Consider the following 14,714-nt stretch of genomic DNA (forward strand, 5'->3'; position numbering starts at 1 on the left):
ATTTTAAAAATAATAAAAATGAATAAATATTTTAAAATATATAATCATTTTTAGGTATTAATATGAATGAAAAGATAATATTGGGACTTCCAAAAGGAAGTTTAAATAATGTGAAAAGAGGAAATACTCATCAATTGTTTGTTGATGCGGGATATGAAGTAAAGGGTTATGAACCTGGTGATGAATCTTATGAGATTGAAATTCTAAATGATGAAGACATTGTTGCCTTTTTGACTCGTCCACAATCAACTCCTGTAGAATTGAACAGGGGAATGGTTGATATTGGAATTGTCGGTGAAGATTGGATTAAAGAAGAATCCGTCCTAAGGGAATCAAACACCATTAAAATTGGAGATTTGGATTATGGAAAAACTCGTTTGATAGTTGCCGTTCCTAAGGACTCACCATATGATAATTTATCTGACTTTTTTAGAGCCAATAAGGATAGAAAAACACCAATTTTATGCTTTACAGAATATCCTAATCTGACTAGAAAATTCATTATGGAAAATGAGGTATATCAGGAAATATATGGTGATGCTGTGCCTTTTGTTCAGGTTAGAGGACTGACTGACGGTGACAATGAGATGGTTCAGGTTATCAATTCTGACGGTGCAACTGAAGTTTACATTGCAAAAGGTGCGGACTTGATTGTTGACAATACTCAAACCGGAAGCAGTTTGAGAAAAGCAGGATTAAAGGAAATTGAAACGATTTTGCAATCTTCCGCTGGTCTTTATGCAAGTGGAGACTGCACTGAGGAAAAGCTTGATAAGGCTAAAATGATTTATGAACAGCTATTGGGTGCAATTACAGCGAAAAAATATTTTGACGTTAAGTTCAACATTTCCAATTCCAAAATTGAAGAAGTTTCTAAATATTTGATTGAAAATAAGCTTTGTGCAGATGAACCTACAATCAATTCAGGTTCTGACTTTTCACAGATTAACGTTTTGATTCCAAAATCAAGATTCCCTGAAATGATTGATGCAATTAAGAAATTTGATGCCACTTCAATTATAAGAAATGACTTGAAACAATTGGTTTACTAGTAAAAAAAGATAAGTGATGTTATTAATAACATCCTTATTGAAATTTATTTTTTTTCATGCTTTTTACTTTACATATTGCCTGCGTCATGGTTCCCATAGGACAGTAAACACACCATGATCTTGGCTTAAAGAGAAGCATGGTCAGTAATCCCAATATTGTTGATGTAAGCATCACACTGTAAAATCCAAATGCATACTGTGAAACCCACGGAGCTATTATATTTCCGTGATATGCCCATGACCAAGGAACGTTAAATGTCCAAAGAACAGTAACTGCCTGTGAAAGGCTTTTGGTTCCTGCAAATACCAAATAAGTATTCCAAAGCATTACAAAAAACATTGCAAAGAAAAATATTAAAAAACCGTATCTAAAATATTTTGAATACATCCATTTTGGAGGACTTCTTTTTCTTGATAAGCCTAAACGTCCACCAATCAATCCTAATAATTGACCTCTATCACAGTAACGGTTGCAAAATGCCTTATTTCCCTTAAATATTGCAAACAATAAAGGAAGTATAAAGCATATCATACCTAACCATGCAAATATTATATTGAAAAATCCCAAAGCAAAATATGCTATTGAAAAAATCCACAGATAATCATACCATTTCTTAAAGCGAACTTTATTATCTATTTTTGAATATTCACCCTCAATGATTGATGCTGGACATTCAGTTACACATTTTCCACATCCGATACATAAATCCTGATTGATATGTGCATATATTCCATCTTTAACTTCAATTGCATCTTTTGGACATACTTTAATGCAGCATCCGCAAGAAACACATAACTCTTTTTTAACAACAGACTTCATTTTCTCCATTTACTCACCATATAATATTTATTATGTCTTTCAAGGGTTAAATTGTTTTTCTTGCTGAGTTAAATTATAATTAAATAATAATTCAAAAATTTTATATACATAAAAATATTTATTTAATAATACTAATGATTTTTTTATGGGGATATCATGAAAGTCACTTTTTTAAATCCGCCTCAAACAAATTCCAAATATAAATTTTTGGGTGTAGTAGCACCATCTCTTGGGATAGGTTATATGGCTGCAGTGCTTGAACAGAACGGTTATGATGTTGATGTTTTGGATGCTTCAGCTTTGGAACTGACCTATGATGAAATTGGAGATGAAATTTTAAAAAGAAATCCTGATATCGTATCCATTAGTGCATTGACACCAACAATTGGGGTTGCACTTGATTCTGCAGATAAAATCAAGGAAGTCAAACCGGACACTGTTGTTGTCCTCGGAGGATATCATCCTACATTTGAATATGAAAGTGTTCTCGAGGAAGAAAGCGTTGATGTTGTAGTCAGGGGTGAAGGAGAATACACTCTTTTGGAGCTTGTTGAGACTATTGAAAATGGTGGAGATTTAAAAACTGTTCAGGGATTGGCATTTCATGATGAAGATGATGGATCACTAATTTTAACTTTAGACCGCCCGATTATAGAAGATTTGGATGAACTCCCTTTTCCGGCATTTCATTTATTCCCAATGGAAAAGTATAGGATTTTAAATATTACAACAAATGTCGCTACAATCATTACAACAAGAGGTTGTCCTATGCAGTGTTCATTCTGCTCATCAGCCGCACTACATGGCCATAAATTAAGAAGAAGGTCTTATACCAATGTAGTTGATGAGATTGAAATTAGGCTTAGGGAACAGAATATTGATACCATTGCTTTTATGGATGATACATTCACGCTGAACAAGAAATTTGTAAGTGATTTTTGTGCTGAAATCGAAAGGCGTAACCTTAAATTCTGGTGGGGATGTACATCAAGGGTAGATACATTGGATGAGGATTTGCTGCAGACAATGAAGGATGCGGGATGCATTACCATTTTCATTGGAGTAGAAAGTGCTGACCAGCAAATGCTTGAAAAAATGAATAAAAACATCACCCTTGATAAGACTGAAAATGCATTTAGGCTTGCCCGCAAGGTTGGAATCAGGACTATTGCATCATGTGTAATAGGAATGCCTGAGGATACTAAAAAAAGCATTAAAAAGACTATTGATTTTGTCAAAAAACTGAATCCGAATTATGCATTGTACAGTCTGGCTACTCCATATCCAGGAACTCGATTTTATAATGAGACTTTCAAGAAGAATTTGATTAACATTAAGGACTGGTCTAAATATACTCTTTTAGATCCGGTATTGCAGACTGTTGACTGTACAAGTAAAGAGCTTAGAAGCATTCAAAAGAAAGCATTTCTCAAATTCTATTTGCGTCCTGGTTATTTAATACGTCAGGTTTCCCAGGATGGATTGATACTTTTTAAAACGGTACTGGGCGTTTCAAGACAAATCATTTCAAAACAGACCAATGGTAATACGGATTACAATAAGACCAATGTTAATAAGGGAAAATAATTTTTATAATTAAAATTGCATTTTATGAATAATTTTTTGAGTTCTGTATTTTCAATATGTATTTAATTATTCTGATATTTTAATTTGTAAGTATTAAAATTATAGTTTGTATTTTTAATATTTTGATTATTTATTTTAATTTTTGAATAAAAATTTAATTCTATGTAGAGGATTAAAATTAATCTTAATAATTATCATTTCATGAATATTCATTAATTTCAATATTCTGCCTTAAATAGGGTTTTTTCCAGCTTTTTTTTGTTTTTATGATTTATTAAACAATAATGACCATTTTACCTAAAGTACAGATATTGGCAGGTTTATAAGTGTCATACTCCTGATGGTATTATTATGCCAACAGTAATAAAACTAGTTAAAAAGAATCAAAAATTATATAATTCGGACTTGCCATTCTTGGTTGGTGAGGTAAAAGAGGGTGATTAATGGATTGCAGTTATTTTTCATCTAAATATTTATGCCAAGTTCTTTTGCTTTAATTATCTGATTTGAATTTCACATTAACGCCAATGGTTGTTAATGTTTTTCTTTTCCAAACTCTTGCATATGTATCGAAGTGCAGGGGAAAACAACTTTTGAAATCTCAATCGTTAATGTTAATGTTGTTTTTAAAAAAAAGATTTGTGAAATGAGTAAAATGTCCTCATTTCTATTTTTGGTTTTATAATTCGTAGGATTTTGGTGGGTTTCCGGAGAAATCAGCAATAGTTGCTTTACCGGTTACTGTGAACACTTCAAATGTTGGATTGTCAGCAGTTTCATATAATGCTTTAACCAATTCATTGGAGTCAATTACTTTTTGTTTTAAGTCGAGGTTGTCAGTGAATTCCACTTTACCTGCAATTCTTAACCATGCAAATTCAGGGGTTGCAACAACCATTTCACAGTTAGGGTTAGCGTCCAATTCTTTAAACATTGGTTTGGTGTTTGCAGTACAGAAGTATGGTTTTCCGTCCTCTTCAAAGTAAAATAATATTGGTCTTACTTTTGCATTTCCGTCAAGTCCGCTGGTTGCTAAATATATTAAAGAGTTTTCTTGTAAAAATTCTATTACATCGCTCATTTTTTAAATCTCCTAATAATTTGTTGTTTATAGTTTATTTTAAGGCATATAAATCGTTTTTGTAACCTGTGAGTTACTTGGTTACCATTTGGTAATTACTCGATGGCCTTGATTGGATTGATGTTATCATTAGGGTAGTTATTGGCAAGCATCGTGAATGGATTCATAACAGAAACATCAAAAAGTGATATATGGAAAATTATTTTTTACAGTAATATTATACTGTTAAACATGAACCTTATAGATTTGATGTATAAAAGAAGAAGCACACGAAAATTCAGTGATGAGGAAATCTCAAAATAAGACCTTGAATTAATACTTGAATCCGCATTACTTGCACCAACTGCAATGAACAGAAAACCATGCGAATTTATAGTGGTCAGCAACAAGAAAACCTTAAAAGAACTGTCCGAATCAAAGGACATGGGTGCCAAATTAATAGCAGGAGCAAATAAGGCAATAGTTGTTATTGCAGACGGAAACCTTGCAGACACATGGGTTGAGGATTCATCAATCGCATTGACACACATGCATCTGATGGCCACAGAACTTGATATCGGAAGCTGCTGGGTTCAGGTACACTTAAAAACAAAAGGCGATCAGGATTGTGAAGATGTCGTCAGGGATATTCTTAATCTCGACTCACATTACAGGATTGTTGGAATTCTTGCATTTGGCCACAGCAACAAAACCCCAAGACCATACACTCCTGAAGATATTGACAAATCCAAAATACGCTACATTGATTAATTCCAAAAATAAACATTGTTAATATTGATGGTGGAGTAATAGCCGCATTATCTAGTGGAAGATGCTCTTTGTAACTTCAATAAATATTTAAAATAACATTTGCTATTCCTATAAATGTTATCTTTCATTTTTTTAACTTATTATTGTAAAAAAAGGCATTAATGATAAACATGTAGTTATTCAAAACTTATTTTTTGAAAATTTTAATTGAAAGGAATCTTAAAAAATTGTGAATATTTAACTTGCATGGTTCTGATTCATTATTGATTATTGGTGATGTTGTAAAAGAAATTTCAGGACATAGTTTCATTGATTCACAAACAAAATTACTTTATTTGTTAACTTATAATGTAACAATCTTAATTTTTAAAAATTTAGTTACTTATAATGCTATAATTTCATATTATAAAATTAATAGTTATATAAGTTTATAATTTTTATTTTTAAAAAAACATGAACTTATCTGTTATTAATTTAGGCAAATAACAGCGGAATTATTGAGAATATGGTATATTTTGAACTCTTAAGAAGAGGGTATGAAATAACCATTGGTTGTGTTGGGGATTATGAGATCGATTTTGTCTGCAAAAAAATGGGTGAAAGAATCTATGTTCAGGTAACACGGGAACTGTCTCATGAGGACACAATTGAAATGGAATTCAGACCGTTGCTTCGGGTTAAGGACAATTATCCAATATGTGATATCAACAGATGAGTTTGACATGTCAAGAGATGGAATAAAGCATATGAATATTTTAGATTTCTTATTGGGTGATGGAATTTAATTGAACTATTGGATAAATAATATGTTATGCCAATCCTATGAAGCTAGTCAAAAGGAGTCAGAAGTTGCATAATACAGATTCGCCACTGTATTGGGGATGAATCATTTTTATTAAATTATTTTTTTCAGGATTGCTTTCAATTAAAAACAATTATACAGCAACTATATGAAAACTGAAACATTCAACGTTCCAAATTACTTTTTGATTGTTATTACAACATTGTTCAGTCCCAATATCTCTGAGTAATCGATGTTGTCTGACAATTTTTTCAATATGGAAATGTTTGATTCGGGATTGTCCTCTGCCAAAAGATTTATTGCCTTTCCGGAATATTTGATTGAAATCAAAATCGAATCCTCATCATTTCTGATAACGGAATCAATCAAATCCACTTTATCATTGCTTTCAAGGATATGGATTATCATATCTTCAACGGCCATACCAATCAGAGCTGACAGTTCATTGCCTGAAAAGAATTCCTGGACCTCTTTTGAAATGTTAACTGCATCTTCAATATTTCCCTCGATTGTAAACTCGAACACTTCTCCTTCAGCATTTTTCCTGTTTAGGAAAAATCCAGTATATTCACCGTTAGATTTACGGACAATCCATCTGGAATAGATGAAAGTTACAGCGACTGTTGCTAATTCACTTAACACCAGTGCAAACCAAAATCCGTTGCTTCCCCAGATATGGGATAAGACAGTCGCAAACACGACCGGGAAAACCAAACCCTGAAGCAGTGATATCATATTGGCCAGTCTGTCGTTTTCAATTGACTGGGCGTAGAAAATATACAGATAATTAATTGCAAAACTCAAAAAGCTGAATGAAACTATTCTAATTGCATTCATTGCAATCGGAACATGCTCAGGATTGTGCATATTGAATATGAAAAGCACTATCTGAGGGAATATGCACAACAGTGCATTGAAAAAGATTCCAAATCCCATAACTAGTTTAACTGACTTTTTAATGACATAATCAACACCACTATAATCTTTTTCCTTATAATATACAGTGGTAATCGGTAAAATTGATTGTGTCGTACCTAAAATGAATATTTCAACTAAAAATGTTGCATTATAACACATATTCAATGCAACAAGTCCAATTTCTCCTAAAATCCCTGCAATTATTGCATTTAAAACCAGAAATTTAAGCATAATGTACAAGGTAATTGAAGCAGATGAAAAACCTGTCCTGCAGATATCGACCAAATAGCCAAAAATCTTTGAAGATTTAACCTTAATAATCTTTAATGTCCTGCTGGATTTAAAAAAGTAAACTGAAATGTATATTGCCCCTACAATACTGCCTAATGATGTAGCAAGTGCAGCGCCTCCTATTCCATAGTTTAAAATTTTCATGAAAACAATATCAAAAGTTATATTTACAATATTGGACAACATGAATGTTTGAAACTGAAGCTGGACAAAATCATCGTTTCTGATGAAATAAGCCAGAACAATCTTATAGCATTCAAATACAATACCTACAAGATACAGGTTAAAATATTGTGCGAAATACTGTTTCATATTTGGAGAATGACACAGAAACTGGATAATCATATCCTGAAATATAAATGACAATATTGTTATGATAATTGAAATCAGCAAGATTCCAATTATAGATACCGAAAAGAGTTCATTACTTTTCTTTTTATCGAATTCCGCTTTTGCAAGGTTACATAGTATGCTTCCTCCAAAACCTATCAGCCAATATACGGTATTTATAAAGCAAACAAAGGGCTCCATAGTCTGAACAACAGATAAAAATGTGGATCCCATAAAAAGGCTTATGAAAAATGCGTCAATGAGCATGGCAAAGTTTCCAGCAATTGAAGTCAGCAATGTCGGAAAGAGCAATTCCTTGAATTTGGAGTTCAGTAAATTATAATTTCTTGCATAATTCATAATGAACACTATTTTTTAGAAGCAATTAACATTCTCGGCAATTTATGCACTGGCAATTCGATTTTAAAGTTCATGAATTTGACAAGGGCTTCAGCGCCCAGCCTTCCATTTGGAATATGGTCATAAGTAGTTTTTGGAATATATATTCCTCCGCCAACCTTAACGGTTTTTAATGTTTTTAAAAGCAAGGCTGCGATTTTTTCATCGCTTTCATTCGCTATGCTTTTGTTTAAATTTATTAAAACGCAATCGAATTCACCGTCGATTTTATCCAAACCCTCTGCATCCGTCTGAACTATGGACAAATCATCAAAAAAGGTGTCAGTAACCAATAATATGGTACCATAGGGTTTCAGATTATTCACAATGGATTTGATATCATTCAAATAACTTAAATCATCAATATTGGCATTTTCATGTGTCTCTTCACTTAACACCAGCTGAAAAGCACGCTGTTCAAGGCTTCTGAGGAATTCCAAATCTTTCATTACCTGATTTTTATCTTCATGAACCAGATATATGTCACCCGGACTTGTTTCTATATCTTGTGTCTTTAGGAAAAATTGTGAATCCTCAATTTGGCCTATTAAAGTCCTGTGATGACTTTTCAGGTTTTTTCCAATATTTTGCAATGGGGATGACTTGGCGGTAATGTCTTTTGGCACGATTATTGACTTTAAAACACCATGTGCATATAATTTATAGGGCTTTTGGCGGTCCTGATGGAATTTATCTGGATTTAAATATGAATCAAGTGAACTGTCGGTTTCATGCTGTCCAGAAATCCTGTCAAGGAATTTTGCATCAAGATTGCCTCCATGAGGACGGCAATTCACTTCTATCAATACGGGTCCCTTTTCATCAATCATGTATTCTCCATGAACTGGACCGTATTTGATGCCCAAAGCATCGGCAACATCATAAGCATATTCGACAAGTTCCGCTTCTCCAATTCCCAATTCATTTATCGTTTCGTCATAGTCATAGACATGGCCGCCTTCATGGGTCTTGATTTTGTGATACTTCCAGATGGTTGTTACTCGATGAACGCCATTGCAGGACATGAGATTTACAACATACTCCTCACCTCTAATGCGTTCCTGAATTAGAAGCTCATCCAATTCAGTTCCATAGGCATTTGTTGAATTGAATAGTTCATGTAGGGATTTTATCATTTCCTCCTTATTTGAGCAGATTCTCACACCCACAGAACAGAAGCTGTATTGTGGCTTTATTACAACTTCATCTAGATGTTGGCTGTCATAATATTCAATGGCCTCTTCAACACTAGTTACGATGCGACCTCTTATTGAGCGAAGGTTATTTTCGGCCAGCCTCTTGTGCATTTCGTTTTTTAAGGTTATGGCATCCAAGTTTTCAATGGGATTGCACAATAGATTCAAGTCATTTGCCAATTTTGTTGCCAATATAACTCCATCTTCAGTTCCCGGAACAATAACTAATGGATCAAGTTTTTTAACCATTTCAAGAGTTTCTTCATATGTGTCCTTTTCATAAATCAAATCATAATCAGCATTTATCAAATTGTATCCACTTCTGACTTCTTTTAAATGCATCTCAGCTTCCTCAGTATCACTAAATGCATTCATTTCCAAAATAACTGGGTTGCAATTTCTGTCAATTATGTCTTGAATATAATTAATTCCTGTGGATTTGCATTGAACAACAACAATATTTCTCATAAATAATCAACTCTCATGTCAAATTCCATGATTTATACTTTACATTATATATCTTTTATCTCAATCGCCTAAATATTTTCTCCCCCTTAGAATATGATTACCACATAATTGTTTCAGGAAGATTTCATAGGATGCACTTTTGAAATCAAAATCCATTCCAAAAATTTAATCATTGGTGAAATTAAATAGAATATCATGTTAAAATATTTTTTTAAAATTTTCGATAAGTAGTACAACTATTTCATGAGTTATATTGATGCTCAAATTAGCTTAGGCCTTGGATAATTTAAAGTTCATCAGAATGCATTTGAAAATCAATCTTACAGAATTGTGGTGTTCTTGCAGTATTATGTAAAAATCCCATCCAAAAATTTAATCGTTGGGAAATCAAATATACTTATGTTCATGTTTAAAAGAGCATGTAAAAATATTTTTTAAAATTAGGAGGATTAATAAGTATGAATGAAAAGGCTAACGAGAGTTCTTGGTTTCCGTTAATAGTTGTGGCTTGTGCTTCCTTTATTATAGTGTTGGACTCTTTCTTCATGAATGTTAGCATTTCTCGAATTGTTCTTGATTTGAATACTGATGTTAGTACTATTCAAATGATTGTGTCGTTTTGTACTCTTATTACTGCTGCGCTGATACTGTTCAGTACCAAACTTCAGGACATAGTTGGTAAAAAGAAACTGTTTGTAATTGGCGCTGCACTTTTTGGTATCGGCATATTTGCTGCAGTATTAAGTTCAAGTGTTGTAATGTTTTTTGTAGGATGGTCAGCGATTAAAGGTGTTGCTGCGGCATTAATGCTGCCTGCCATAGTTTCAATAATAAGTGGAACATATTCAGGCAAAAAACGTACAATTGCTTTGGCAACTCTTGGGGTAATGGCAGGACTTGCAGATACTTTAGCTCCGCTCATTGGTGGGCTTATTACAACTTATCTCAGCTGGAGATACACTTTTGCATTTGAATTAATATTCATTTTATTTATTTTAGTAATGCAAAATAAAATACCTGATTTTAAACCTACAGAATCTAAAAGCGATCTTGATATTGTTGGTGCTATACTTTCCGGTATATGTCTTCTTTTGCTTGTGCTTGGTATTTTGACTCTGACTAAGGATGTTGCTACCAGCATAATTGAGATAATTTTGGGATTGATAGTCTTGGCAATCTTTATATGGTTTGAACTCAAAAGAAAAAGGTCAGGCAACGTGCCATTGATTGATGTTGAATTATTTAGGGACAAAAATTTGCGTATAGGTACATCTATTAAGTTATTATATAATATTATAATATCCGGAACATTTTTTGTAATGGTTCTGTTTTTCCAAAGTGTATTGCAGTTAAATCCATTCGATACTGGTTTGGCTTCACTTCCATTTGTTATGGCTTTGTTTATTTTTTCATTGACCGCTCCAAAACTAATAGGAAAACTGAATCACAAGACACTCATGGCAATAGGATGTATAATATCTATTGTAGGATGTCTGATTTTAAGTTATCAATTTAAATTAAATGTAAACATGCTGGATTTAATTCCCGGACAGTTTTTACTTGGGACAGGTCTTGGTTTTATGATGGCTTTAGCATCGGATGTTGCATTATTCGATGTTCCTGCTGAAGGCCAAAATAACGCATCAGGTATTATTACAACTGGTGAAACATTAGGTTCATCATTGGGTACAGCAATCATTGGAATAATTCTAATTCTTGGAGTTATGGGTGGTATCAGTACTGCAGTCGATACCTATGCACCTGATTATTCAGGAGATGAACAATTCCATCAGGAGATCTATAATTACTTCCAAAAATTAGATACTATGGATGGACAAGACAGTATTGTTGTGAATACTGCAGATATAATTATTCAGAATGCAATGGCAACCGTAATGTATGGATTAGCCATCGTGTTAGTAGCTATTTTAATTCTAACGCTGCGGATAAAAAATAAAAATATTAAAAAACAATGAGAGACAATCTCTCATTTGCCTTTTTTTTAAATGGTTTGAGTGTTGGCAGAAATTATTGAATTTTGATTTTTTCATTTTGTAGGATATAGAATAAATTTCACTAAAAGTAGTAGATAATTTGAAATGTGTCACGCCAATGCCATTCAGTTGTTTAAATGATTAAAAAAATGCATAATTCCTTTTGTTAAACTTAAAAAATCTCATAAACTCGTTTTTTATTGATTTACTTGTTTAAAGCTTTTTTTTTAAAAATTGAATGTTGAAACAATAATTAACCATTTTTTTTACTAGGTTGATTAATAATAAATACTAGTTTATCTATAGGTCTTTACTATTTGCTATTTTGAATATCATTAAAATTTGCTAAAATTAATGTTTTAAAAACTGAACAATTTGTTATAATAGTATAAAGATTAATTATTTATTTAAAAAATTACATACATTATATCAAATAAATAATTTTAAGTGATAAAAAATGATTGATAAAAATTTAAATTATATTAAATACTTTTTAAATCTTATTAAGGATTTTGATGAAAGTACTGTTCTTAATCCTGATTTAAGTGGGATTGAAACTCCAAATTTAGTTACTGAGGAATTTAAAATTAATAAACATGAATTAATTGAATTTTGTCGAAAAAATTGCATTACTGAAAGTGTTCTTTTTTTAGCTGGGGCATGTTTGGCCTTAAATAAGTTCACGTTTTCCAATAAAAATTTGATATTTCATGAAAATAATTTAATTTTCACTACAAATTTTGAAAATAGGAAAATAACAATTGAAGATTATTTAATACAAATTCAAAAGGATTATAAAGAAAATTTAAAATATGTTAATTTTTCCATTGACGATTTGATTAAGGAATATGACTTAAAATCAGGAGTATATTATTCATTCAATAAAGATTTGGATTTAGATTCATTAGGATATAAGTATGATTTTTACCTTAATATCATGGAAAATCATGAAGAGTTCATATTGTCTGCTTCGTATAATGATCAATTATACTCTGCAGAATACATTAAATTATTCCTTAAAAGTATTAATCAAATTATCAATCAATTTTTATCAATCGATATTTTAAATTCATCTTTATTGGACATTTATCTTGTAAAGGAAGATGAAGATTTCAAATTCCATGAAAATAAAACACCATTTATACATAAACGTTTTGAAAAGCAAGTGGAAAAAAATCCAGACCACATTTCACTAGTTTCAGACGGCGAAAGATTAACTTATGGTGAACTTAATAAAAAAGCTAATAGGATTGCCAATGCTCTTATTAAAAAAGGAGTGAAACCTAAAAGCAATATGATTATGATGATCCAGAAACTGCTGAAGAGTTCAATTCTGAGGTGATATCTGATTCAAAATTCAATTTTTCTCTATTTTAACTTTTTGTGCAATAATTTTCTGGTTATTTGGCAAGCAGGAGAGGTTTAAATTATTGTTCCACCTATTCCCTCAATATACTCTTCAATATACTTTTTATCTTTTTTATTAAATACTGAGTAGTTAAATGTGAAGTTTGTTTTTAAATCATCGATTTGTTTAATATCAATTATTTCAGCATCAATAACTCCTTCAATGCTTTCAAACATCTTAATCAAATATTTTTCATTGCATTTTGAAGGTAACTGAACAGTAAAATCAAAATTTTCTAGTTTAAGATTATTCTTTTTCCATTCAAATACTTCTTTTCTGGATAATATATCCACACCAGAAATTTTTAAATTAATTTCTTCATTATTATGGTTTTTTAGTACTACATATTTTGATGTGACTTTTTTTATAATGCCCACATATACTTTTTTAGAATATAAATCTTTTAAACCTAATTCATTTCCTATTGATTTTGTTAAAACATTTGATTTTTGTGTTATCATGCCTATTGATCTATCTGAACGGATTAATGCCTCTTGACGATCATCCATATGTTGTGAGGATTCAACAATATTTTTTACAAAGTCCTTTTCATTGCCTTCTTCTATTAATTTCGACAGATATATACCTTCGTTTATTAATGTCTTTCTCGCAAATGAATTTTCTTTGTTATTTTTCTGTATGGAATAATAAAGATAAGGATTTTGATATATAATACGACTTACCATATCAAGCATTAAGCTATAGACAGGGCTTGAAAATGATCTTGATTTTTTAACATTGATGTGGAGCTTTCTAATTGTTGAAGCTAGTGTGATGAATGAGAAATGAGTTAATCCCTGAACAATACTCATATACTTGTCATGCTCCTGTGGTGTTGTTACAACAATTTCACATTCGGATTTAATTAAAAATTTTTTTACACGGTCTAACCAATTATTTGCCCGGTCTTCAATAGGCGTCAATACAATAATTTGTCTTTTGATTGTAGGTACTCGTGGTCCAAACATTGGATGGCAAGGCAATATTTCAACATTTTCAGGAGCATATTTCTTTAAAGCTTCTGCAGCTTCTGTTTTTATGCTGCAGACATCCATTAATAATGATCCTTCAGGTGCATGAGGAGCCACATCCTTTATCGTTTCAACCATGATGGTTATAGGTACACTGAAAATAATAATATCTGCATTTTGTACTGCCTCAATGTTGTCCTGAATATATTTGACATTCAACTCTTTTGCAACTTCAAGTCCTCTATCTTTGTTGGGACTTGTAATTGTAATATTAAAATCATTGTTTAAATGTTCTGCTATCCATCTGCCAAATCCTCGTGTAGCACCGATTATTGTCATGTTGCCTTTTTTAACCATTTTTAATCCCATATATAAAGTTGAATATTTAACAATTTTTTTGCTAATCAATTGAATTATATGTATCTAATACAATATATTTTTTTTAATTTGACAGGATTATTATGTTAGTAACATATATTTTTAAATATTTAATATTAACTATAATGATATGTCATTAATATATTTTAGATTGGGGATATTGTATGGATGAGTTTAATGATACTGATATAAAAATTATAAATGCAACATTTATAATTCTTCAAAAAGAAGGTTTTACCAAAGCTACTACTAAAAAAAATAGATGCTGA

General features: G+C 31.5%; 11 protein-coding genes. 6 read left to right on the forward strand and 5 right to left on the reverse strand.

Going from position 1 to position 14,714, the window contains the following annotated elements:
- The first annotated feature begins 62 nt into the window (after positions 1-62).
- On the forward strand, positions 63-1,052 hold the full coding sequence (gene hisG / locus SM9_RS05415; RefSeq protein ID WP_058739170.1) for an ATP phosphoribosyltransferase: 990 nt from the start codon (positions 63-65) through the stop codon (positions 1,050-1,052).
- Positions 1,053-1,086: 34 nt separating this feature from the next.
- Here hisG and SM9_RS05420 read toward each other — a convergent pair whose 3' ends face one another.
- Positions 1,087-1,881: a 4Fe-4S binding protein gene (locus SM9_RS05420; RefSeq protein ID WP_083495844.1), complete on the reverse strand. Its 795-nt coding sequence runs from the start codon at positions 1,879-1,881 to the stop codon at positions 1,087-1,089.
- A gap of 147 nt (positions 1,882-2,028) precedes the next feature.
- Between SM9_RS05420 and SM9_RS05425 the strand changes: the two genes are divergently transcribed.
- Positions 2,029-3,459 (forward strand): B12-binding domain-containing radical SAM protein, encoded by a 1,431-nt coding sequence (locus tag SM9_RS05425; protein ID WP_058739171.1) that lies wholly within the window; start codon positions 2,029-2,031, stop codon positions 3,457-3,459.
- A gap of 679 nt (positions 3,460-4,138) precedes the next feature.
- Here SM9_RS05425 and SM9_RS05430 read toward each other — a convergent pair.
- Positions 4,139-4,540 (reverse strand): pyridoxamine 5'-phosphate oxidase family protein, encoded by a 402-nt coding sequence (locus SM9_RS05430; protein WP_058739172.1) that lies wholly within the window; start codon positions 4,538-4,540, stop codon positions 4,139-4,141.
- A gap of 315 nt (positions 4,541-4,855) precedes the next feature.
- Here SM9_RS05430 and SM9_RS05435 point away from each other — a divergent pair, with 315 nt between their 5' ends.
- Positions 4,856-5,290 carry a nitroreductase family protein gene (locus tag SM9_RS05435; protein ID WP_269744804.1) on the forward strand — a complete coding sequence of 145 codons (435 nt, stop codon included), beginning with the start codon at positions 4,856-4,858 and terminating at the stop codon, positions 5,288-5,290.
- Positions 5,291-5,795: 505 nt separating this feature from the next.
- Positions 5,796-6,005 carry an ATP-binding protein gene (locus tag SM9_RS05445; protein WP_058739174.1) on the forward strand — a complete coding sequence of 70 codons (210 nt, stop codon included), beginning with the start codon at positions 5,796-5,798 and terminating at the stop codon, positions 6,003-6,005.
- A 264-nt stretch (positions 6,006-6,269) separates the two neighbouring features.
- On the opposite strand, the gene SM9_RS05450 is transcribed toward SM9_RS05445, so the two are convergent.
- Complete coding sequence (locus SM9_RS05450; RefSeq protein WP_058739175.1) at positions 6,270-7,991, reverse strand: MATE family efflux transporter; 1,722 nt, start codon at positions 7,989-7,991, stop codon at positions 6,270-6,272.
- An 8-nt stretch (positions 7,992-7,999) separates the two neighbouring features.
- Positions 8,000-9,694: an ATP-grasp domain-containing protein gene (locus tag SM9_RS05455; RefSeq protein ID WP_058739176.1), complete on the reverse strand. Its 1,695-nt coding sequence runs from the start codon at positions 9,692-9,694 to the stop codon at positions 8,000-8,002.
- A 458-nt stretch (positions 9,695-10,152) separates the two neighbouring features.
- On the opposite strand from SM9_RS05455, the gene SM9_RS05460 reads away from it, so the two are divergent.
- Complete coding sequence (locus tag SM9_RS05460) at positions 10,153-11,670, forward strand: MFS transporter (RefSeq protein ID WP_058739177.1); 1,518 nt, start codon at positions 10,153-10,155, stop codon at positions 11,668-11,670.
- Positions 11,671-12,145: 475 nt separating this feature from the next.
- Complete coding sequence (locus SM9_RS05465; RefSeq protein WP_058739178.1) at positions 12,146-13,030, forward strand: AMP-binding protein; 885 nt, start codon at positions 12,146-12,148, stop codon at positions 13,028-13,030.
- Between the two features lie 80 nt (positions 13,031-13,110).
- Here SM9_RS05465 and SM9_RS05470 read toward each other — a convergent pair whose 3' ends face one another.
- Positions 13,111-14,424 (reverse strand): prephenate dehydrogenase, encoded by a 1,314-nt coding sequence (locus SM9_RS05470; protein ID WP_058739179.1) that lies wholly within the window; start codon positions 14,422-14,424, stop codon positions 13,111-13,113.
- Positions 14,425-14,714: the final 290 nt, after the last annotated feature.

Origin of the sequence: Methanobrevibacter millerae, assembly GCF_001477655.1 — an archaeon.
In the GTDB taxonomy this organism is placed as follows: domain Archaea; phylum Methanobacteriota; class Methanobacteria; order Methanobacteriales; family Methanobacteriaceae; genus Methanocatella; species Methanocatella millerae_A.

Coding starts and splice junctions, on each gene's coding strand:
- hisG (WP_058739170.1), top strand. CDS start 63: ATGAATGAAAAGATAATATTGGGACTTCCAAAAGGAAGTTTAAATAAT.
- SM9_RS05420 (WP_083495844.1), bottom strand. CDS start 1,881: ATGGAGAAAATGAAGTCTGTTGTTAAAAAAGAGTTATGTGTTTCTTGC.
- SM9_RS05425 (WP_058739171.1), top strand. CDS start 2,029: ATGAAAGTCACTTTTTTAAATCCGCCTCAAACAAATTCCAAATATAAA.
- SM9_RS05430 (WP_058739172.1), bottom strand. CDS start 4,540: ATGAGCGATGTAATAGAATTTTTACAAGAAAACTCTTTAATATATTTA.
- SM9_RS05445 (WP_058739174.1), top strand. CDS start 5,796: ATGGTATATTTTGAACTCTTAAGAAGAGGGTATGAAATAACCATTGGT.
- SM9_RS05450 (WP_058739175.1), bottom strand. CDS start 7,991: ATGAATTATGCAAGAAATTATAATTTACTGAACTCCAAATTCAAGGAA.
- SM9_RS05455 (WP_058739176.1), bottom strand. CDS start 9,694: ATGAGAAATATTGTTGTTGTTCAATGCAAATCCACAGGAATTAATTAT.
- SM9_RS05460 (WP_058739177.1), top strand. CDS start 10,153: ATGAATGAAAAGGCTAACGAGAGTTCTTGGTTTCCGTTAATAGTTGTG.
- SM9_RS05465 (WP_058739178.1), top strand. CDS start 12,146: ATGATTGATAAAAATTTAAATTATATTAAATACTTTTTAAATCTTATT.
- SM9_RS05470 (WP_058739179.1), bottom strand. CDS start 14,424: ATGGTTAAAAAAGGCAACATGACAATAATCGGTGCTACACGAGGATTT.